This is a genomic window from Ramlibacter sp. WS9 (assembly GCF_003797765.1).
Classification (GTDB): Bacteria; Pseudomonadota; Gammaproteobacteria; order Burkholderiales; family Burkholderiaceae_C; genus Ramlibacter.
Genome location: NZ_RKMB01000005.1, coordinates 14,362 through 35,625, shown reverse-complemented (window position 1 = coordinate 35,625; position 21,264 = coordinate 14,362). Strand labels below are relative to the sequence as shown.

General features: G+C 66.0%; 19 protein-coding genes. 10 read left to right on the top strand and 9 right to left on the bottom strand.

Going from position 1 to position 21,264, the window contains the following annotated elements; all coding sequences use genetic code 11:
• Positions 1–26 precede the first annotated feature (26 nt).
• Both mfd and EEB15_RS10130 read left to right on the top strand, forming a co-directional pair.
• Positions 27–3,500, top strand: a complete 3,474-nt coding sequence (gene mfd, locus EEB15_RS10135) for a transcription-repair coupling factor (RefSeq protein ID WP_141509731.1) — start codon at positions 27–29, stop codon at positions 3,498–3,500.
• A gap of 40 nt (positions 3,501–3,540) precedes the next feature.
• A complete protein-coding gene (locus EEB15_RS10130; protein WP_141509730.1) occupies positions 3,541–4,995 on the top strand; it encodes a class I adenylate-forming enzyme family protein in 1,455 nt (484 codons plus the stop codon).
• Positions 4,996–5,011: 16 nt separating this feature from the next.
• Here the strand turns inward: EEB15_RS10130 and EEB15_RS10125 are convergent, their stop codons facing one another.
• Positions 5,012–6,058: a caspase family protein gene (locus EEB15_RS10125; RefSeq protein WP_158290058.1), complete on the bottom strand. Its 1,047-nt coding sequence runs from the start codon at positions 6,056–6,058 to the stop codon at positions 5,012–5,014.
• A gap of 425 nt (positions 6,059–6,483) precedes the next feature.
• Between EEB15_RS10125 and EEB15_RS10120 the strand changes: the two genes are divergently transcribed.
• Positions 6,484–7,938 (top strand): class I adenylate-forming enzyme family protein, encoded by a 1,455-nt coding sequence (locus tag EEB15_RS10120; protein WP_141509728.1) that lies wholly within the window; start codon positions 6,484–6,486, stop codon positions 7,936–7,938.
• Complete coding sequence (gene serB / locus EEB15_RS10115) at positions 7,935–8,660, top strand: phosphoserine phosphatase SerB (RefSeq protein ID WP_141509727.1); 726 nt, start codon at positions 7,935–7,937, stop codon at positions 8,658–8,660. The genes EEB15_RS10120 and serB overlap by 4 nt, the downstream gene beginning before the upstream one ends.
• A gap of 5 nt (positions 8,661–8,665) precedes the next feature.
• Here serB and EEB15_RS10110 read toward each other — a convergent pair whose 3' ends face one another.
• Together EEB15_RS10110 and EEB15_RS10105 are read right to left on the bottom strand one after the other, a co-directional pair.
• Positions 8,666–11,389 (bottom strand): 7TM diverse intracellular signaling domain-containing protein, encoded by a 2,724-nt coding sequence (locus EEB15_RS10110; protein WP_141509726.1) that lies wholly within the window; start codon positions 11,387–11,389, stop codon positions 8,666–8,668.
• Positions 11,386–12,963, bottom strand: coding sequence for an alkaline phosphatase (locus EEB15_RS10105; protein WP_141509725.1), 1,578 nt, complete (start codon positions 12,961–12,963; stop codon positions 11,386–11,388). Before EEB15_RS10105 ends, EEB15_RS10110 begins: the two co-directional genes overlap by 4 nt.
• Before the next feature lie 70 nt (positions 12,964–13,033).
• On the opposite strand from EEB15_RS10105, the gene EEB15_RS10100 reads away from it, so the two are divergent.
• Positions 13,034–13,894, top strand: a complete 861-nt coding sequence (locus tag EEB15_RS10100) for an endonuclease/exonuclease/phosphatase family protein (RefSeq protein ID WP_141509724.1) — start codon at positions 13,034–13,036, stop codon at positions 13,892–13,894.
• Here EEB15_RS10100 and EEB15_RS10095 read toward each other — a convergent pair.
• The gene (locus tag EEB15_RS10095; RefSeq protein WP_141509723.1) at positions 13,858–15,096 is read right to left on the bottom strand and encodes an MFS transporter; all 1,239 of its coding nucleotides are present in this window, start codon (positions 15,094–15,096) and stop codon (positions 13,858–13,860) included. The genes EEB15_RS10100 and EEB15_RS10095 overlap by 37 nt on opposite strands.
• A 120-nt stretch (positions 15,097–15,216) precedes the next feature.
• Between EEB15_RS10095 and EEB15_RS10090 the strand changes: the two genes are divergently transcribed.
• On the top strand, positions 15,217–16,347 hold the full coding sequence (locus tag EEB15_RS10090; protein WP_141509722.1) for an ABC transporter substrate-binding protein: 1,131 nt from the start codon (positions 15,217–15,219) through the stop codon (positions 16,345–16,347).
• 14 nt (positions 16,348–16,361) lie between these two features.
• Positions 16,362–16,961: a bifunctional 2-polyprenyl-6-hydroxyphenol methylase/3-demethylubiquinol 3-O-methyltransferase UbiG gene (locus tag EEB15_RS10085; RefSeq protein ID WP_141509721.1), complete on the top strand. Its 600-nt coding sequence runs from the start codon at positions 16,362–16,364 to the stop codon at positions 16,959–16,961.
• Between the two features lie 27 nt (positions 16,962–16,988).
• Here the strand turns inward: EEB15_RS10085 and EEB15_RS10080 are convergent, their stop codons facing one another.
• Complete coding sequence (locus EEB15_RS10080) at positions 16,989–17,315, bottom strand: hypothetical protein (RefSeq protein WP_141509720.1); 327 nt, start codon at positions 17,313–17,315, stop codon at positions 16,989–16,991.
• A 130-nt stretch (positions 17,316–17,445) separates the two neighbouring features.
• On the opposite strand from EEB15_RS10080, the gene EEB15_RS10075 reads away from it, so the two are divergent.
• Together EEB15_RS10075 and EEB15_RS10070 are read left to right on the top strand one after the other, a co-directional pair.
• A complete protein-coding gene (locus EEB15_RS10075; RefSeq protein ID WP_141509719.1) occupies positions 17,446–17,886 on the top strand; it encodes a DnaJ domain-containing protein in 441 nt (146 codons plus the stop codon).
• Between the two features lie 84 nt (positions 17,887–17,970).
• Positions 17,971–18,744, top strand: a complete 774-nt coding sequence (locus EEB15_RS10070) for an SDR family oxidoreductase (protein WP_141509718.1) — start codon at positions 17,971–17,973, stop codon at positions 18,742–18,744.
• 101 nt (positions 18,745–18,845) lie between these two features.
• Here EEB15_RS10070 and EEB15_RS10065 read toward each other — a convergent pair whose 3' ends face one another.
• Together EEB15_RS10065 and EEB15_RS10060 are read right to left on the bottom strand one after the other, a co-directional pair.
• Positions 18,846–18,983 carry a DUF3096 domain-containing protein gene (locus EEB15_RS10065; protein ID WP_141509717.1) on the bottom strand — a complete coding sequence of 46 codons (138 nt, stop codon included), beginning with the start codon at positions 18,981–18,983 and terminating at the stop codon, positions 18,846–18,848.
• Between the two features lie 42 nt (positions 18,984–19,025).
• Complete coding sequence (locus EEB15_RS10060) at positions 19,026–19,688, bottom strand: peroxiredoxin (RefSeq protein WP_141509716.1); 663 nt, start codon at positions 19,686–19,688, stop codon at positions 19,026–19,028.
• Between the two features lie 310 nt (positions 19,689–19,998).
• On the opposite strand from EEB15_RS10060, the gene EEB15_RS10055 reads away from it, so the two are divergent.
• Positions 19,999–20,346 (top strand): hypothetical protein, encoded by a 348-nt coding sequence (locus EEB15_RS10055; protein ID WP_141509715.1) that lies wholly within the window; start codon positions 19,999–20,001, stop codon positions 20,344–20,346.
• On the opposite strand, the gene EEB15_RS10050 is transcribed toward EEB15_RS10055, so the two are convergent.
• Positions 20,338–20,631 (bottom strand): DUF2277 domain-containing protein, encoded by a 294-nt coding sequence (locus tag EEB15_RS10050; protein ID WP_141509714.1) that lies wholly within the window; start codon positions 20,629–20,631, stop codon positions 20,338–20,340. The two genes, EEB15_RS10055 and EEB15_RS10050, sit on opposite strands and share 9 nt — an antisense overlap.
• Before the next feature lie 5 nt (positions 20,632–20,636).
• Entirely contained in the window at positions 20,637–21,221 is a 585-nt protein-coding gene (locus EEB15_RS10045) for a carboxymuconolactone decarboxylase family protein (protein ID WP_233259444.1), read from the bottom strand.
• Between the last annotated feature and the right edge of the window lie 43 nt (positions 21,222–21,264).

The following is a 21,264-nucleotide window of genomic DNA, read 5'->3' as shown; positions in this document are numbered from 1 at the left end:
TGTTTTGTATTTTTCATTTGGCTTGCATGGATTTACCCAAACTTCTGACCGGCAAACGGTACACCCTGCCACGCCCTCCCGGCTCAGCCGACGCCATGCTGGTGGCCGCAGTCGCCGGCCGTGCCAAGGCCGCGCGCCAGCTCACGGCCATTGTCACGGCCGACGCCACCGATGCGCAGCGCCTGATCGAAGAGATTGCATTTTTCGCGCCTGATCTGCGCTGCGCGTTGTTTCCCGACTGGGAAACGCTGCCGTACGACACCTTCTCGCCGCATCAGGACCTGATCAGCGAGCGCCTGGCCACGCTGTGGCGCATTTCGCAGGGTGACGCCGATGTGGTGGTTGTGCCCGCCACCACGGCGCTCTACCGTGTCGCGCCGCCGTCCTTCCTGGCCGGCTACACGTTCCATTTCCGGGTCAAGCAGAAGCTTGAAGAAGCCAAGCTGAAAGCGCAGCTGACATTGGCGGGCTACAGCCATGTCACCCAGGTGGTGAGCCCGGGCGAATACGCGGTGCGCGGCGGCCTGATCGACCTGTTCCCGATGGGCTCCAACGTGCCTCTGCGGGTGGATCTGTTCGACGACGAGATCGATTCCATCCGCACCTTCGACCCCGACAGTCAGCGCAGCCTGTACCCGGTGCCCGAAGTGCGCCTGCTGCCGGGCCGCGAATTCCCGATGGACGACGATGCCCGCGCCCGCTTTCGCAGCCGCTGGCGAGAGCTGTTGGACGGCGACCCGACGAAGAGCCGCATCTACAAGGACATCGGCAACGGCGTCGCCACAGCCGGCATCGAGTATTACCTGCCGCTGTTCTTCGAAGAGACGGCCACGGTGTTCGACTACATCGGCAACGCCGCCACCGTCGTGCTGCATGGCGACCTGGAGCCCGCGTTCCAGCGGTTCTGGCAGGACACGCGCGACCGTTACCGACTGGTGCAGGGCGACCCGGAACGCCCGGCACTCCCGCCGGAAACTTTGTTTCTCACGGCCGAGCAGTTTTATGGCCGCGCGAACGAGCATGCGCAGTTGGCGATCCGGCCTTCACTCCCTCCCCCTCCGGGGGAGGGCGGGGGTGGGGGCACGCCGCCGTACGCCGAATTGGAGGAATTGCCCCCGATGGCCGTGGTCCGCGGCGCCGACGAGCCGCTCGCGAAGTTCAAGGAGCACCTGCGCAACACGCAGCACCGCGTGCTGGTGCTTGCCGAAAGTGATGGCCGCCGCGAGAGCCTGCTCGACTTCCTGCACGCCAGCCACCTGGCGCCGCCGGCCTTCGACTCGCTGGAGGAATTCAAGTCCAGCGAAGAGAAGCTGGGCATCGCAACGGCGCCGCTCAACACTGGCTTCAGCTGGCTCGAAGAAGGCATCGACTTCGTCACGGAGACCGAGCTCTTCGCCGCGGGCCCCACCACGCGCCGCCGCAAGAAGCAGGAACAGGTCAGCGACGTCGAAGCGCTGATCAAGGACCTGTCGGAGCTCAACGTGGGCGATCCGGTCGTCCACACCCAGCACGGCATCGGACGCTACAAGGGCCTGGTCAACATGGACCTGGGCCAGGGCAGCACCGAGTTCCTGCACCTTGAATATGCCGACAACGCCACGCTGTACGTGCCGGTCAGCGGCTTGCACCAGATCAGCCGCTACACCGGGGTTTCGGCCGACGAGGCGCCGCTGCACAAGCTGGGCTCGGGCCAGTGGGAGAAAGCCAGGCGCAAGGCCGCCGAGCAGGTGCGTGACACGGCGGCGGAATTGCTCAACATCTACGCCCGCCGCGCCGCGCGCGAAGGACACGCGTTCCGCTTCTCCGCGCAAGACTACGAGACCTTCGCGAACGACTTCGGCTTCGAGGAGACCGCTGACCAGAACGCGGCCATTCACGCCGTCATCCAGGACATGATCTCGCCGCAGCCGATGGACCGGTTGGTCTGCGGCGACGTCGGCTTCGGCAAGACCGAAGTGGCTTTGCGCGCCGCGTTCATCGCCATCACGGGCGGCAAGCAGGTGGCGTTTCTCGCGCCCACCACGCTGCTGGCGGAGCAGCACTACACCACGTTGGTCGACCGTTTCTCCAAGTGGCCGATCAAGGTGGCCGAGGTCTCGCGCTTCCGCTCGGGCAAGGAGGTGACGGCGACGATCAAGGGCCTGGCCGACGGCAGTGTCGACATCGTCGTCGGCACGCACAAGCTCTTGTCCGAGTCGACGAAGTTCAAGAACCTCGGCCTTCTGATCATCGACGAGGAGCACCGCTTCGGCGTGCGGCACAAGGAGGCGATGAAAGCCATGCGTGCGGAAGTGGACGTGCTCACGCTCACGGCCACCCCGATCCCACGCACGCTGGGCATGGCGCTTGAGGGCTTGCGAGACCTCTCCGTGATTGCCACGGCGCCGCAGCGGCGGCTCGCGATCAAGACCTTCGTTCGCAACGAAGGCAACGGCGTAATCCGCGAGGCCGTGTTGCGCGAGCTCAAACGCGGCGGCCAGATCTACTTCCTGCACAACGAAGTCGAAACCATCCAGAACCGGCGCCAGCGGCTCGAGGAGTTGCTCCCGGAGGCGCGCATCGCTGTCGCGCACGGCCAGATGCCCGAGCGCGAACTCGAGCGTGTCATGCGCGACTTCATCGCCCAGCGCTACAACCTGCTGCTGTGCTCCACCATCATCGAGACCGGCATCGACGTGCCGACGGCCAACACCATCGTCATCAGCCGCGCCGACAAGTTCGGCCTTGCGCAGCTGCATCAGCTGCGCGGGCGCGTCGGCCGCAGCCACCACCAAGCCTATGCGTACCTGATGGTGCCGGACACCGAGAGCCTCACCAAGCAGGCGGCGCAACGCCTCGATGCCATCCAGCAGATGGAAGAACTGGGCTCGGGCTTCTACCTGGCCATGCACGACCTGGAGATCCGCGGCGCGGGCGAGGTGCTGGGTGAAAACCAGAGCGGCAACATGCTCGAGATCGGCTTCCAGCTGTACAACGAGATGTTGTCCGAAGCAGTGCGGTCGTTGAAAGAGGGCAAGGAGCCCGACCTGCTGGCCCCGCTGTCCGTCACCACCGACATCAACCTGCACGCGCCCGCACTCCTGCCCAACGACTACTGCGGCGACGTGCACCTGCGCCTGTCGTTCTACAAACGGCTGGCAACTGCGAAGACCACGGACCAGATCGACGCGCTGCTCGAAGAGATCGTCGACCGTTTCGGCAAGTTGCCGCCCCAGGCCCAGACGCTGATCGACGTGCACCGCCTGCGCGTGCTCGCCCGTCCTTACGGGGTTGTGAAGGTCGACGCCGCCCCCGGCGTCATCAACATCACCTTCAAGGCGAACCCTCCGATCGACTTCATGCGCATCGTCGAGCTGGTGCAGAAGAACAAGCACATCAAGCTCGCCGGCAACGAAAAGCTGCGCATCGAGCGGGATTTACCGGACCCGAAAGACCGGGCGCAAATGGTCCGCGACGTGCTTCGCTCACTGGGCCAGCCGAAGGTTACAGTGGCGGCTTGATCGAGATTTTGAAACCTGCCGATCCCTGGGTCGAACCGCAATGTCCAACTTTATTTTTCGCGAAATCCTCTTTTACTCGCGGCTGAATCCCGACGCACCGGCCGTCATTTCCGGCGGCAAGCAGTTTAGCTACGCCCACTTTGCCGCGGACATCGAAAGAGTGACACGAGCCCTTGCGGCGGAAGCGCTGCCCGAAGGCGCACGAGTCGCCGTGAACCTTCGCGGCGCCTACCGCTCCTGGCTGGTGCTGATGGCGCTCGCCAGAATGGGAATGACCAGCGCGACCGCGTCCGCCCCCGATGTCTCACACGTGGGCGCGACCATTTTCCTGACCGACGGGCCGGCTACCGGTCTTGCGCCGGGCATGCGGGTGCTCGCGCTATCGCCGGAGTGGTTCGACCGCATGACACCCGAGGCACTGCCGCCCTACCGCGAGAAACCGCAAGATCCAGGCGCGCTTTGCCGCGTGGTTCTCTCGTCGGGGACGACCGGCGTGCCCAAGCGCGTGGGCATCACCAACGAGCAATTGCAATGGCGCTGCCTGTTCGCGGCCCGTAGCTACGAGCTCGGCCCGACGGCCCGCTACCTTTCGGGCGTCGGCATGTCGACGGTCGCCGGCTTCGTGATCCCGGTCGCGACATGGCAATCGGGTGGAACCGTGGTGTTGGCGGGCGACGACTATGGGCGGGCGCTGCGCGATGACCGCGTCACGTCGCTCCTGATGTCGCCGACGCAGCTGGCGCAGCTGTTGGAACGCTTGCCGGCGGATGCCCCTGTCGTGCCGGGGCTGACGCTCTATGTCGGCGGCGCACCGCTGTCGGCGGCGCTGAACGAGCAGGCACGGCAGCGCCTCACGCCGAACCTGTATATCGCCTATGGCTCCACAGAAACCTCGACCGCGACGCTGGCCTATGGCGCATTGGCGGCGGACCGGCCGGGCTACGTCGGGCATTGCCTCACCTATGCGCGCGTCGAGGTCGTCGACGCGCAGGACAACACGGTTCCGACCGGGATGGAAGGGATAGTCCGGGTACAGGGGGCAGGCATGGCCACTGGCTACCTGGAAGACGCCCAGGCCACCGCCACGTCCTTCAGGAACGGCTGGTTCTATCCCGGAGATGCGGGCAGGGTCGATGCGACGGGTGGCCTGCAAATCGCCGGCCGCGTCACCGAAGTTGTCAACCTGGGCGGCGTCAAGATCGCTCCCGACGTGATCGACCAAGCATTGGTTGGCTGCCCGGGTGTAATCGACCTGGCAGCGTTTTCCGTGCCTGGTGCAAAAACGGATCGGCTTTGGATCGCGGTCGTCGCATCCGATGGCCTCGACCAGGCGGAGCTGCATCGCCGCTACGCCGAGGCATTCCCGAAGCACCCTCCGCCAACAGTCGTTCGCATCGACAAGATTCCTCGCAACGAAATGGGCAAGGCCATGCGCGCGCGGCTGCGCGAACTCATCGAGCGGGAATTGACCTCACGACAAGCGAAAACTTCATGACGCGCCCCTGGCTTGGCTAGCGGGCCATCAGCGGCAATACGATCTGCTCGCCAACGAGCGACCCGTATTCCCAAGGTTCCTGGCGGCCGGATGTGGTCCGCAACACTGTCTGCCGTACTTGCCGCAATACCAGTGATATGTCGACAGGGTTGTCGATGTGCTGGAGCAACGCGGAGGTATACGGACTGTTCGGACCGGAGCCATCATCCGCCGTGGAGCCATCACGGGTCGAGTACGCGATCAGTGTGCCGCTTGCGGCCGAGACGGGTGCAAGGCCGGCTGCCACCGCGCCACTGCGGGTGTTGCTCATGCTGCGTGCGGCCGGATTGTCGCGGCACGCGTCCAGGAAGACCAGGCGTGTCTTTGCGGGCAAGTAGTCCAGCGCGGCGTTCAGCGAAATGCCGGCCAGTTTGACGTAGCCGGCGGTGATTCCGTCGGCGCGCATGTTGACCGGAATCAGGTAGTTGCTGCCTTCGACCTGAACGCCGTGCCCTGCGTAGTAGAGGATGCTGATATCTGCCCCTGCCGCTTTGCGCGCGTACTCGTTGAGCGCCTTGATCAGGTCATCCCGCTCGGCGTCCAGAACCAGATCCACCCCGATTCCAAAGCTCTCGAACTTCTTCGCCATCGCGCGGGCGTCCGCTACAGGGTTGGCGAGGCGGCCGAAGCTCGTGTATTTGCCGTTGCCGATCACGAGGGCACGCGCCGTAAGCCGCGGAACGCCCGCCCTTGCCCGCGCCGGCGCCGGCGGGGCTGGACGCTGGCTTTTGAGTTCGTCCACCTGCTGCTGCAAGGCCGCCAGAAGATCCTTTGTGTTGTCCGTGGGACGGGGGGAAGTCGCCGGCGCGGGCACGATGGCCGGGGCGACTGGCGCAGCCGCGACGTTGGGAGATGCGCTGGGACGCAAGGCAGTTCCGATGCGATTGAGCCCGCGCTGCTTTCCATCCCAACTCCACTGCCCATTTGACCCGAGAAAGTGCCTCTGGCCGCCAGAGCCATCCCCATTGATGACCAGGCGGACGGGGTCACACCCGCTGGTCAGCGGTTTGGCGTCGATGATCAAGGTTCCGCCCGCTTGCCGGACCTCGGCGGGCAATTCCGCCCTGAAGCAAAAGTCCATGTTGGGCACGATGAAGCGAAGCGCGTGGGTGCCCGCTCCCGCTTCTCGCAGCTGGACCGTCCCCTTGCCCGCAGAGGCGCCGGCTCGATCGTACGATTGGTAGTTCCACTCCTGCGCCTGAACAGAGCCCGCGGAAAGCACCAACATCGAGAGTGCGAGCAGCAGCTTCCCCCAACGTCGCATGATCCGATCTCCAGCTTGTTCCGTGTCCGCAAGCATACGCGCTTCAAAATTGAGCGCCAACCAGGATGGCGATGCGAAAATCCTCGCCATGAGCGGTGCGCGACATGCTGCGCTCATTGGGTCAGCCGAAGGTTACAGTGACCGCTTGATCGATACTTGAAAATCCCCTGATTCCTGAAACCGCAATGTCCAACTTTATTTTCCGCGAAATCCTCTTTTATTCGCGGCTGAATCCCGACGCCCCGGCCGTCGTTTCCGGCGGCAAGCAGTTCAGCTACGCCCGTTTTGCCGCCGACATTGAAAGAGTCACACGGGCCCTCGCGGCCGAAGCGTTGCCCGAAGGCGCGCGAGTCGCCGTGGACCTGCGTGGGGCCTACCGCTCCTGGCTGGTGCTGATGGCCCTCGCCAGGATGGGAATGCCGAGCGCGACCGCGACAGCCTCCGATGTCTTGCAGGTCGGCGCGACCGTTTTTCTGACCGACGGGCCGGCGACCGATCTTGGGCCGGGCATCCGGCTGCTCACGCTGTCGCCAGAGTGGTTCGACCGCATGACGCCCGAGGCACTGCCGCCCTACCGCGAGAAGCCGCAAGATCCGGGCGCGTTTTGCCGCCTGGTTCTCTCGTCGGGGACAACCGGCGTGCCCAAGTGCGTGGGCATCACCCACGAGCAATTGCAAAGGCGCTGCCTGTTCGGGGCCCGCACTTACGAGTTGCACCCTTCGGCCCGCTATCTGTCGGGCGTCGGCATGTCGACCGTCGGCGGCTTCATGATCCCGGTCGCCACCTGGTATTCGGGTGGCGCCGTGGTGCTGGCGGGTGATGACTTCGGGCCGGCGCTGCGCGATGACCGCGTCACATCGGTGTTCACGTCGCCGGCCCGGCTGGCCGACGTGATGCGGCGTTTGCCGAAGGACGCCCCGCCCATTCCGGGACTGAAGATCATTGTGGGCGGTGCGCCGCTGTCGGAAGCGCTGAACGAGCAGGCACGGCAACGCCTCACCCCGGACCTGTACATCATCTATGGCTCCACCGAAGTCTCGACCGCGACGCTGGCCTATGCACCGCTGGCAATCGGCCGGCCGGGCTACGTTGGGCAATGCCTGGCCTATGCGCGCATCGAGATCGTCGACGCACAGCACAATGCGCGTCCGGTCGGAGAGGAAGGAATCCTCCGGGTGCAGGGCGCGGGCATGGCGACTGGCTACGTCGACGATGCCGAGACCACTTCCACCGCGTTCCGCGACGGTTGGTTCTATCCCGGAGACAGGGCCAAGCTCGATGCGTCAGGTGGCGTGCACATCGTCGGCCGCGTCACGGAAATCGCCAACCTCGGCGGCCTCAAGATCGCTCCTCACGTTATCGACGACGCATTGATTGGCTGCCCGGGTGTGGCTGACCTGGCTGCTTTTTCGGTGCCCGGCGCAAAGACGGATCGGCTTTGGATCGCCATCGTCGCCGCGGATGGCTTCGACCAAACAGAACTGTATCGCCGCTACGGCGAGGCCTTCCCGAAGCACCCTCCGCCAACCGTCGTTCGCATCGACAAGATACCGCGCAACGAGATGGGCAAGGCGATGCGCGCGCGGCTGCGCGAACTCGTCGAACAGGAAATGGCCGCACGACAAGCAAGAGCTTCATGACCTCACCCCTTGAAATCTCCCCTGGCCTGGTGATACAGAACTTCACCCCGCCGCTGAAGCTCGAAGACTTCAAGCTCATCGCCTTCGACATGGACTCCACGCTGATCAACATCGAATGCGTGGACGAGATCGCGGATGCCGCCGGCCGCAAGGAAGAAGTTGCCGCGATCACCGAAGCCGCGATGCGCGGCGAGATCACCGACTACAAGGACAGCCTTCGCAAGCGCGTCGCATTGTTGCGCGGCGTCACCGTGGCGGACATGGAGCAGGTCTACACCGAACGCCTGCAACTCAATCCCGGGGCTGAGGCATTGGTCAAGGCGTGCAAGGCCGCCGGCATGAAGGTGCTGCTGGTCTCCGGCGGCTTCACGTTCTTCACCGACCGCATTCGCGACCGGCTCGGCGTCGACTTCACGCGCTCGAACATCCTCGAGATCGAGTCCGGCCCCAACTGCGGCCAGCTCACCGGCCGCATGGTGGACCAGCCCTGGGGCGATATCTGCGACGGCGCCGAGAAGCGCAAGATGCTGCTCGAAACCTGCGCGCAACTGGGCATCTCGCCCAAGCAGGCCATCGCCATGGGCGACGGTGCCAACGACCTGCCGATGATGGGCGAAGCGGGCCTGTCGGTGGCGTACCACGCCAAGCCCACGGTCCGGGAACAGGCGATGGTGGCGATCAATGATGGTGGGCTGGATCGGCTGCTGGAAGTCGTCAAGTAGGGGCTTCAGGCCGGAATCCAAACCGTGAAGGTCGTCCCCTCGCCCAGCCGGCTCTTCACTTCCATCACGCCCCCGTGCATCTCCACGGCGTTCTTCACGATCGCCAGGCCCAGCCCCGTGCCCTGAATCGCCCCCACGTTGCTGGCGCGGTGGAAGGACTCGAACAGATGCGGGACTTCCTCCGGCGGAATGCCGATGCCCTGGTCGGTCACGTCGAAAATCGTCGATTCGCCTTCACGGCGCACCTTGAAACCGACGCGGCCGCCGCCCGGTGAATACTTCAGCGCGTTCGACAACAGGTTGCTGAAAATGTGGCGCAGCAATTTCTCGTCGTAGTCGCCGACGCCCAGCCCGTCGCCGAATTCCGTGACCACCTCGCTGCGGCTGTCCGGCTGCTGCGCGCGGGCTTCGTCGACGAACTGCCGGCACAGCGGCACCAACTCGATGCGCTCGGGCGCGAACTCCAGCATGCCCGCGTCGGCCTTGCCCAGCAGCAAGACACGATCCATCATCCGCGACATGCGCTGCACCCCCGCGGCGATGCCGTCCAGCACTTCGATGCGTTCGGCCGGCGGCAACCTGTCGCCGTAGTGGCGTAGCAGTTCCTCGGCCGACAGGATGGCGGCGAGCGGCGTGCGAAACTCGTGGCTGGTCATGGCCACGAAGCGGCTGCGCAGCTCGTTCAGCGCCTTCTGCTGCTCCAGCGCCTCGCGAATCTCGGCTTCGGATTTCTTGCGCTCGGTGATGTCCAGGAAGGTCCAGATGACGCCGGAATCCGGGTCATGTGGCCGCAGGCAGCTGCCGCCCATCTCCACCCAGAACAATTGGCCGTTGCGGCGCTTGAGCTGCCGCTCGCAGATGTAGGAGTTGGTTGCGATCAGCGCGGCGCGCGCTTCGACGCCGAAGCGCTCCCACGACACTTCGTCGGTGTGGATGTAGCTGGAAGACTGGCCGATCAGCACTTGCCGCGGATAGCCCAGCATCTGCGCGAATTTGTCGTTGACCCATTCGTGCCGGCGCGCGACCGACAGCACGATGCCCACCAGCGTGCTGTTGAGGATGGCCTCGCGCTCGGAGTTCGTCTTTTGCAGTTGCTCTTCCAGCTCTTTTCGCTGCGTGATGTCCATGATCACCCAGACCGTGCCCTGGGTCAGGTCACGCCGGCTCACGGCCTTGCCCGACAGCGACACCCAGATTTTTGCGCCATCGACGCGCTGCATCTGCAGCTCGGTTTCGTAGACCTCGCCGCGCGAAACCGTGTTCGACACTTCGCCGCCAATCCGGAGGTACTGCTCGCGCGACAGGTAGTACGGCTCCATCGACGTGTGGGTATGGCCGAACGCGCCGAAGATGTCCTGCATCGCCCGGTTGGCCCAGCGGAAGCGCCCGTCGGGTGTGAGGAAGGCGATGCCGACGATGGAGCTTTCCAGAATGATCTCGCGCTCTTCCAGCACCGTGCGCAGGCGCCCCTGCGATTCCTTGAGCGCCTCGACCATCGCGTGTTCGGCCGCGATGCGCGCCTGGGCCTGCTCCTTGAAACGGCGCGCCACGTTGATGCGGTCGGCCAGCGCGAACGACAGCAGCACCATCTCCAGCGCCGAGCCTATGAGCAGCGCGTTGGAAGTAAAAATATTGGACGGCAGCACGCCGGTGTTGTGCAGCGTAAGCGCCGCCACGCCCAGCAGCAGCAACGCCCAGGCAGTGAAGAACGGGCGGGCGCCGGCGAAGTCGTGCCGGATGCTGATGTAGCCCAGCACCACCATCGTCGCCACGCTCAGCACCGCCAGAACCGTGACCATGTAAGACGACACGGTGTACGGCAGCGTCAGGGCGGCCAGCAGCGCCAGGGCCCAGCCCGTGAGCTGCGCCAGCATGAACTTGTCCATGCGGGGCATGCGCGCGGCGCTGGAAAGGAAATGCCGCGCGAACAGCAGGCCGAACATGGCCGCGCCCGCCATGCCGACCGGCGGCGACACGCTGTTCCACCAGGTCCATTGCGGCCAGAGGAACTGTGCGCCCAGCCCTGTCAACGCGGCCTGGCCGATGCCCATGGAGGCAACGAAGGCCGCGTAGATCAGGTAGCCCATGTCGCGAACCGACGTGAACAGCAGCAGGTTGTACAAGAGCAGTCCCACCAACAGGCCGAAGTACAGGCTCAGCGCCGCGTAGTTGGCCTGGTCGTGCCGCCACAAGGCGGCGGGTTGCCACAGGCGCGTGGGTGCGGACACCGTGCCTTCGGATTGCACGCGCAAATACAGCACGGTGTCGCCACCCGGTTCCAACCTGACCGGCACCACGTGGTTGCGATGCGCGATCACGCGGCTCGCAATCGGCTGCAGGTCACCCGCGACTTGCTTCCGCCAGCCGGAGGCCGCATCGGGTGAGTAGACCTCCAGCAGGTCCAGCGGCGGATAGGCCACTTCCAGCAGCCAGTCGCGCGGCGTGCCCGGCTGCGCCTTCAGCTTGATGCGCAGCCAGATCGCGGAGCGCGTCAGGCCGAAGTTCGCGCCCGGCCCGGCCTGCGGCACCGGGCGGAATCGTGCCTGCGCTTCAGGCCGGAGAACGTCGTCCAGTTGCAGGCGGCCTTCCTTGTCTTCCAGGAAGGTGAAGGTGCGCGAGAGCAGATAACTGTCCTCGTTCGCGATGGCGACTTCGCCGGCGGGCTCCTGGGCGAAAGCGCTGCAAAACGCCAGACACCAGAGGCAGGCGAGCCACCAGTGACGCATCATGCCCGCTCCACCTGCGGCCGGCCGGCCTGCACCGCGAAGCGCGCCAGGGTTTCGATGGCGGCGTCGGGTTTCGTCGCATCGTCGACGACGCGCAGGGTGGTGGTAAGGAGCCCGGGCGTGAACTCCGCGACGCCATAGCCCCTGCGCGCCGCATCCGCGAAGACGAAGTGCGGGTTCTCGGCCAGCCGCTGCGGCGTCTTCTCGTTGCCGCGCGACCGGGAGGTGATGCTGGTGCCGCAGAACTCCACACCCACCGAAGCGCTGTCCGGGCGCTGGTAATCGACCTTGACGTGGCCGACCCAGTTCTCGTGGATGTCGCCGCCCAGCAGGACCGGGTTGGCCGTCTTGTGGCGCTGCAGCGACTGGATGAATCGCCGGCGGGCGGCGGGGTAGCCATCCCAGCTGTCGTTCCACAGCACCTGCCCGGGGCCGGGGCGCGCGTCGCGCTGGCCGAACAGCGTCTGCTGCCCGATCACGTTCCAGGCCGTGCCGCCCTGCCCCAGCGCCGCGTCGAGCCAGCCTTCCTGCTGCGCGCCCAGCAGGGTGCGCGCCGGGTCGTTCCACCCGACGCAGCCGGCGACGTCGACTTCGCCCGATCCCCGGGCCCCGCCAGACGTGCACAACTGAGGGTCGCGGTATTGCCGGCCGTCCAGCAATATCAGCGTGGCAAGACGGCCGAACCGGTGCTGCGAATACAGCCGCATCTCCGCGCCTGCCGCCAGTCCGCCGACGGCCCGCGTCAGCACAGCGGCGCGAACCGGCATGTGCTCGTAGAAGGCTTGGTAAGCAGCGGCGCGCCGTCCAGCGAAGTCGGGGACAGCCCCTCCGCGCCCTTCGACCAGGCCGGCATAGTCGTTCTGCACCTCGTGGTCGTCCCACGTCACCAGCCACGGGCAGGCCGCGTGCATGGCCTGCAGTTCCGGCTCACTCCGGTACAGCGCATGGCGCTGCCGGTAGTCGTCCAGCGAATACACCCCGCTGCCCGCATGGGAGCGCACGCCGGTCAGCAGGGGCGGGTATTCGTAGATGTAGTCGCCCAGGAACAACACGGCATCCAGGTTTTCCTCGCGCATATGGCGCCAGGCGCTGAAGTAGCCGTGTTCCCAGCGCTGGCAGGAGGCATAAGCCAGCCGCAGTTTCTGCGCGGCCGCGTCGGGCGCAGGAAAGGTCCGCGTGCGGCCGGTGGGACTGACAGCGTTGCCCGCTATGAAGCGGTAGAAGTACCAGCGGTCGGGCTCCAGCCCGCCAGCCTCGACGTGGACCGAATGGGCCAGTGCGGCCAGCGCCTGCGCCTGCCCACGCTGCGCGACGCGGGTGAACTGCTCGTCGTGCGCGATTTCCCAGCGCACGGTGACGGGTTCGCTGCCCACGCCGACGAAAAGGCCGGGCGTGACCAGGCGCGTCCACAGCACCACGGAATCGGCCGTCGGCGACCCGCTGGCAACACCCAGCGCGAAGGGGTCACTGGAAAAGCGCGGCTGGGACCAGCTGCTGCGCGGCAGCCATAGCGTTCCGGCGGCTGCGGCAGCCAGTTGCAACAGGCGGCGGCGGTCGGACGGGACATCATGGGCCATGGCCGGACGACTATAGCAACTGTGACGCAGGCCATTGCAGACGGGTCGGCGGCCGTGCGATGCTCGCCCGATGATTGTGATCACCTGGAACATCCAATGGGGGCGCGGCGTCGACGGCCGCGTAGACCTGCAGCGCATCGTGGACACCGCCAGGCGCATGGGCGACTTCGACGTGCTGTGCCTGCAGGAAGTCGCCGACAACTACCCGGGCCTGGCCGGTGCCGGCACCGGCAACCAGTTCGCTGAACTGGCGGCGCTGCTGCCCGGTTTTCACGCCTGCGAGGGCATCGCCGTCGAGCGCCATACCGAGGGGCTGGGCCGCCAGCGCTTCGGCAACATGGTCTTCAGCCGCTTCGCGCCGTTGCAGGTCTTGCGCCACCAACTCCCCTGGCCCGCCGACGCGGCCAACCCCAGCATGCCGCGAATGGCGCTGGAGGTGGTGATCGATCCTCCCGGCGGGCCGCTGCGCATCGTCACGACACACCTGGAGTACTACGCCCCCGCGCAGCGCGCCGCCCAAGTCGAGGCATTGCGAGGCCTGCAGGTTGAGGCATCGGGCCACGCGTCGAGCGCCCAGCCCACCAATCAGCAGGGCCGGCCCTTCGAGCCTCGCCCACGGGATTCGCGCGCGATCCTCACCGGCGACTTCAACTGCGACGTGAGCGACCCACTGATCGCACGCATGCAGGCCCCGCTGAAGGGCGGCGCGGCGCAATGGACCGATGCATGGGACGTTGCGCATCCTGGCGAGGAACACGCCAGTACCGTCGGCTGCTACGACGACGCGCAATGGCACGGCCACAAGCAGTGCTTCGACTTCATCTTTGTCTCGAAGAACCTCGCGCCAGCGGTAAGGCGGGTGGAAGTGGAAGGCCAGACCCAGGCCTCGGACCATCAACCGGTGCTTCTGGACATAAGCCTCACGCGATAAAGCAGAAACAGGACGATGCTCACGTTGAGCAGGTTCCACGCGATGCCGTTCAGGAAGGCCGCGCGGTAGGAGCCGGTCAGGTCGAACACGGCGCCGGACATCCAGCCCCCCAGCGCCATGCCGAACATCGTGGCCATCAGCACCGTCCCGACGCGCGCTCCCGCCTCCTTCGGCGAAAAATGCTCGCGCACGATCAGCGCGTACGAAGGCACGATGCCGCCCTGGAACAGGCCGAACATCGCCGACACCACATACAGCGACACGAGGCCGTTGAACGGCAGGAACATGAGCAGCGCCACGCCCTGCAGGATGGAGCCGAGCAGCAACGTGCGCAGGCCGCCGATGTGGTCCGAGATCCAGCCTGAAACGAGCCGGCTCACCACACCCAGACCCAGCATCAGCGCCAGCATCTCGGCGCCGCGCGCGGCGCCGAAGCCCAGGTCGCCGCAGTAGGCCACGATGTGGACTTGCGGCATCGACATCGCGACGCAGCACGAAACGCCGGCGATACAGAGCAGCAACTGCACCGTCCCCGGTTTCATCCCCATCGGCCGCGCGCTCTGCGGCCGGGCCCCGCTCGCCGCAGCCGCGGCCGGCATCTGCTGCGGCGGCCGGCGCCGCAGCACCAGGCACAGCGGGAGCATCGTCACCACACAGAACACACCGATGCCGATGTAAGTGGAGCGCCAGCCCACGCTGTCGATGAAGTGCTGCATGATCGGCGGCCACACGGCGCCCGCCACGTAGTTGCCGCTCATGCAGATGGCCAGCGCGATGCCGCGGCGGCGGTCGAACCATTGCGAGGTGTCGGCCACCAGCGGCGCAAACGTCGCCGAGGTGCCCAGCAGGCCCATCAGCACGCCCTGTGCCGCGCAGAAAAGCCAGAGGTTGGGCGCGAGCCCCGCGGCCACGAATCCGGCGCCCAGGCCGACGGCCCCGATGCCCACGGGCACCACCACGCCGAACCGGTCGGACAAACGCCCCATGAGCACGCCGCCCAGGCCGAAGCCGATCATGGTCAATGTGTAGGGCAGCGACGCGTCGGCACGCGCCACGCCGAAGTCTTCCTGGATCCGCGGCAGCACCACCGTCACCGAATACATGCCCGATCCGCCGATGGTCATGAGCAGCAGCGACAATGCAAGCCGCATCCAGGCATAGGGTGACTCGATGTCTGCGCGTGTTGCGTCGTTGTTCCTCATGCGGTGATTTGACACGGGAAGCGAAAGCGCGGCTGAACGTCTAAGTGCTTTCCACACTGACGCACCGGCGACGCTTGCCTTATCGTGCAAACTGCGGCTGATCGTATTACAGGAGACACCATGAAAACAAGCAGTCTGTTCGCGCGCATCGGCGTCGCCGTCGCCGTCGTGGCGGGCTCTCAATGGGCACATGCGGCGCAGCTCATGGTCGGGCAAGTCGGTCCGATGTCGGGCCTCGAAGCCAACCAGGGCCGCGCCTATTCGGCGGGCATGCAGCTCCTGTTCAACAACGTCAACAAGGCGGGCGGCGTCAACGGCCACACCTTCACGCTCGTGCGCAAGGACGACGGCGGCCGGCCGGAAGATACGGTCAACGTCACCAAGCAGATGCTGGCCGACGACAAGCCGCTGGTACTGGCCGGATTCTTCGGCAATCGCAACATCAGCGACCTGGTCGCCGCCGGCCTGCTGGAAAAAGAAAAGATCGTCCTCGTCGGCTACCGGTCGGCCGAGATCCGGGCGGAAGTCCCGCTCCTGTACAACGTGCGCGCGAGCCTGCGCGACGAGATCAACAAGCTGACCGAACACCTGGCGACCATCGGCATCACGCGGCTGGGCCTGTTCTATGAAGAAGGCTCCGGTGCCCCGCCCCTGCTCGCCGCCGCCGACGAGGCCGCGAAGAACGCCAAAGCCTCGATCATGAGCAAGGCGTCATACCCGGCGGGCACGGCCAAGGTGTCCCCCGCCATCGACGTCTTCATGAAGTCGACGCCCCAGGCCATCATCATGGTCGCGAGCGGCGCCGCAGCGGCGGGTTTCATCGAGCAGTACCGTGCCGCCGGCGGCGCCGCGCAGTTGTTCGCGCACTCGGGCGCCGACATCGAGCAGTTGTCCAAGCGCCTCGCAGAAGAACAGATGCAGGGGGTCGCCATCGCGCAGGTCACGCCCAGCCCCTACAAGATCGCCGGCCGCCTGGCCAAGGAATTCAGCGACACCGTGGCCAAGGCCGAAAAGCTCGAAGTGCCCGTGAGCTACGCGATGATGGAGGGCTACATCACGGCCAAGGTCATCGTCGAAGCGGTGCGCCGCCAGGGCGCGCGGCCCACGCGCGAAGGCATGGCCACCGCGCTGGACGGCATCAGCAACTACGACCTGGGTGGCTATGTCGTCGGGTACAAGCCTGGCGTGCGCACCGGCTCCAAGTTCGTCGAGCTGTCCATCATCAGCGGCGCGGGCAAGATCCGGCAGTAAGCCGCCGCGGCGGCATGACCCAAGACGCTTCCAACAGCGGCTACGGCGCATCGGCCGAGGCCCTGATCGCGCAGTACGAGAGCATCACCTTCGAGCAGGTGCACAGGCCCGTGCTGCGGTACTTTCCCGCGGCGCCGGGCCGCGCACTCGATATCGGGGCCGGCACGGGCCGCGACGCCGCCGCGTTGGCGCGCCAGGGCTACTCCGTCACGGCCGTCGAACCCACGACCGAGCTTCGAGCCTGGGGCGAAGCCCATCACCCCGCCTCCATCCGCTGGATCGACGACATGCTGCCGGCGCTGGACAACGTCCACACATTAGGTGAGCGATTCGATCTCGTTCTGCTGACCGCGGTGTGGATGCACCTCGACACCGAGCAGCAGCGAGCGGCCATGCAGACGTTGGCGGAGTTGGTCACGCCGGGCGGCCGCATCTCCATGACGCTGCGCCACGGCCCGGTTCCCGAAGGGCGCCGCATGTTCGATGTGTCGGCCGATGACGTCACGGCGTTGGCCCGTGCTGCCGGTATGACTGAAGTGCACCGGGCGGCGCGGCAGGACATGCTGCTGCGTTCCGACGTGAACTGGACTTTTTTGGTGCTGGAACGCGGCTAGAGCCCGTTAACGCAGAGGCTCGGGGCACTAACGGCCCGCGACGCGGGACCACGCGGCCCGCATCGCCGGCAATGCCTCGTCGAACGACAGACGCGAATCGCCCTTGATGCGCTCCCAGTTGGCGCACAGCGAACGCTCGGCGTCGTCGAATTCGCCGCCGTATTGCGCATAGCCCATGTAACCGACACAGTAGGCCGGCGCATAGTCCTCGTAGTCGAGCCCGGCTCGGTAGTACCCTTCGCCGCTGTGGGCGCGCTGCCAGTGGGCATCCTCGCCCAGCGCTTCATGTCGGCTCAAGGCGGCGGGCGCCTTGACCAGTTCGGACGTGTCCAGCTCTTCTGCGACGGCATTCATCGGGGTCTCCTTCAGGTTTGCGTGATGCTCGGCGAAACCATGGGCCCAGCGCGTAGGACGGCATCCACTGTTGCGCCGAGAAAACACCGGCACCCGATTCGGACGACACCGCTGCTATACTTTCAATAGCGTGAGTACAGCCACCTACTACGACCTGCTGAAAGTCGACCGCAAGGCCGCGCCCGAAGGCGTGCGGGCGGCGTACCGTTCCCTGGCGCAGCGCTACCACCCGGACAAGCGCCCCGGCAACGCCGACGCCATCCGCGTGATGGCCGCGCTGAACGAGGCCTATGCCGTGCTCTCCGATCCGCAAAAGCGCGCCAGCTACGACCGTGCCATCGACGGCGCGCGCCTTCGCGCCAACAACGCGCGGCGTGCCGCGCAGCAGCCGGTGCGCGACGCGATGTGGCCCTGGTGGCTGCTCTTCGCCACCTTTGCTTTCGCCGTCGTCTCCATCGGTGTGGTGGCCTACCGGATGGTGTTTCCGGCCGTGTCCATCCCGGCTGTGCATTCGGCTGCGCACCAGCCCAGGCCGGCAGCACCCCTGAAGCTGACGGCGAGCCGGCAATAGAGCCGGCCATCTAACGGCTGTCGCCTTCGTGGCTTGCGCGGCCGCCGGGGGCCGCGATACTTCCGGGAAACCGGAGAGAACCCCATGGACATACAAGGAAAAGTCGCCATCGTCACCGGCGGTGCGAGCGGCATAGGCGCCGGCCTGGCGAAGCGCTTTGTGGCCGAAGGCGCGCGCGGCGTGGTGCTGGCCGACGTGAACCTCGAGCGCGCCCAAGGCGTGGCGGGCGAGATCGGCGGCACCGCGGTGGCGATGAAGTGCGACGTCAGCGTCGAGGCGGACATCCAGGCGCTGGTGGCGTCGACGCGCCGGCAGTTCGGCCAGGTCGACATCTTCATGTCGAATGCCGGCATCCTCGGAAAGCCCGGCGGCATCGAGCTGGAAGACGCCTTGTGGGACAAGATGTGGCAGATCCACGGGATGGCCCACGTCTGGGCGGCCCGCGCGGTGGTGCCCGAGATGGTGGCGCGCGGCGAAGGCTACTTTCTCGTCACGGCTTCGGCCGCCGGCCTGCTCAACATCGTCGAAAGCGCGCCCTACGGCGTGACCAAGCACGCGGCACTGGCTTTCGCCGAGTGGCTGCGCATCGCGTACGGCCGCCGCGGTGTGCGCGTCTCGTGCCTGTGCCCACAATCGGTGGAAAGCGACATGACCAAGGACGGCACCGGTTCGGCCGGCCTGAACGGCGTGCTGACGCCCGCGCAGGTGGCCGACGACGTGGTGCGGGTCATGAAGGACGAAACCTTCCTGGTGCTGCCACACCCGGAAGTCGCCAAGTACTTCCAGGCCAAGGGGCAGGACTACGACCGATGGCTGGGCGGCATGCAGAAGCTGTACGGCCTGCACAGCGTGAAATAGATTGCGGGTCTTTCCCAGCGGCCACCGCGGAACCGGCTCTGCCGGGCCGCTGGTGGCGCCCCTTGAGGGGAGGCGGCCTTTGGCCGCTTCGGGGTGGGCTTTTACTTCCCGAGGAGCCCGACCACGCCGATGATGATCAGGTAGATTGCGACGATGAAGTTGAGCAGGCGCGGCATGATGAGGATCAGGATGCCGGCGACCAGCGCCGCGACCGGGCCGATATGGGGAACAAGGTTCATGGGGACTCCCTGGTTGTGAAGTCCCGCAGTATGGACCTTTGATCAGCTTCCGGGTTGCTTCGTGACGCGAAGGTACGGCTTCACCGCCTTCCAACCTCCGGGGAACAGGGTCTTGGCCTCTTCGTCCGACACCGAGCCCGCGATGATGACATCTTCGCCATTCTTCCAGTTGGCCGGCGTGGCCACCTTGTACTTGGCCGTCATCTGCATCGAATCCAGCACACGCAGGATCTCGTCGAAGTTGCGGCCGGTGGTCATCGGATAGGTCAGCATCAGCTTGATCTTCTTGTCGGGGCCGATCACGAACACCGAGCGCACGGTCGCGTTGTTCGCGGCGGTGCGTCCTTCGGAGGAACCCGGCTCCTCGGCCGGCAGCATGTTGTAGAGCTTCGCCACGGCCAGGTCGGTGTCGCCGATCATGGGGTAGTTGACTTTGGCGCCCTGCGTCTCCTCGATGTCGGCAGCCCAGCGGGTGTGGTTGTCGACCGGGTCGACCGACAAGCCGATCAGCTTGGCATTGCGCTTGGTGAACTCCGGCTCGATCCTGGCCATGTAGCCCAGCTCGGTCGTGCAAACGGGCGTGAAGTCCTTCGGGTGCGAGAAAAGGACGGCCCAGCTGTCGCCGATCCACTGGTGGAAGTCGATCGGGCCCTGCGTGGTTTGCGCGGTGAAATTGGGCGCGGTGTCATTGATGCGCAGTGACATGTTTTTCTCCTGGATAAGGCCGGACGTTTCCGGCAGGGCGGCCATCATGCCCAGTGCGCGGGCCGCGTGTCAACCGCCTGCATTTTCAACACCACGGGTGTGTATGGCACTCGGGGCATGGACACCGAGTGGCGGGGAACACGGGCCGCGCGCTGCCGCGAAAATGAGGGGACTTCCGTGCAATTCGTCAGTTTGAAGTTTCCGCGACTCAGGCGACAATAGGCCGAATGCAGGGCAGTAACATGGGCGGCTGTCACCGGACAGTCGGCAAGCCGCGGCATATGGGCGGTCGCGGCACTTCGAGGCGTAGATGGGAATATTCAAAAAGAGGGTTGACTTCAGGAGCAGCATTTCAGGCCTGATCGGGCGGCCGAGGGAGCCTTCCGAGTCCGTTCTTGAAAACGGGCTGGAGGACATCCGCGAGGCGATGCTGTCCGTTTTGGGCGACAAGGGTGCCAAGCAGTATGCAGGGACGACCCGGCGCATCCGCTATGCCACCGACATCAAGGACCTGTGGTACCTGCGCGGCGACCTGATGGCCGCGGTGGCCGGGCTGCACGGCGAAGCCGTTGCCCGCGAACAGATCGCCTTGATCAACGCCCAGTTCCAGGGCCTGCTGCCCGGCGGGCTCGCCTCCCGCCCCAGCCGCCTAGGCTGACGAGCGGCCCGGTGCATCGACCGGGAACCTGATCGCCGATCTGGCTTTGGCCTTCGCGGCCTCGACTTCGCGGTTCCGCGGCTCGACCGTCGTGACCAGCGACGCGATCAGCACCCTCGCAACCGCCGCCACTTCCTCGACCGCCCGGTCGAAGGCTTCTTCATTGGCCTTCGACGGCACACTGAAGCCGCTCAGCTTGCGAACGAACTGCAGCGACGCGTCGCGAATCTCCAGCTCGGTCGCGGGCGGCTCGAAATTGAACAGGGTCTTGATGTTGCGGCACATGGTTGCTATGCCGTGGCCACGGCCCGGCCGAAGGTCACTGCTTCTCGCACCTCCGGTGGCGCCGCCTCCGCAACCTGCGCGTCCGGCTCGACCCCGAGCGCGTCGTTGACGGTCGAGAACGCCATGCGGAAAGCCACGAAAACCGTGGCCTCGAAAATTTCCTGGTCCGAAAGTCCGGCGGCGCGCAGCGTATCGACATCCTGCGCGCCGGTGCCGTTCGGGTCCTGCACGACCTGCCGGGCCCATCGCGCCAACGCCTGTTCTCGCTCGCTCAGGTCCGCGCCCGGCACCGCGCGCAACACAGACGCCGCTGCCGAGGGACCAGCGGCCGCAGCCAGGATCTTGCCCCACGCGAGCGAGCAGTACGAATCGCCGAGCGTGCCAGCCGCCGAGCAGACCATCACCGCCAGTTCGCGCTGGGACAGTTTGGAGGCCGAGGTGAGTTGCGTTCGCAACGCGAGGAAAGCTTCGGTGATGTCGGGCCGCCAGGCCCATGCCCGGCTGAGATTCATCACGTGGCCGCGGTTGTCCAGGTCTTTCTGGAAAAGGCGGGTTGCCGCCTCGCTGTCTGCGGGAGTGTTCAGAAACATGGCGGTGCTCCTTGGCTGTGAGCCGCCAGTTTAGGAGTATTTG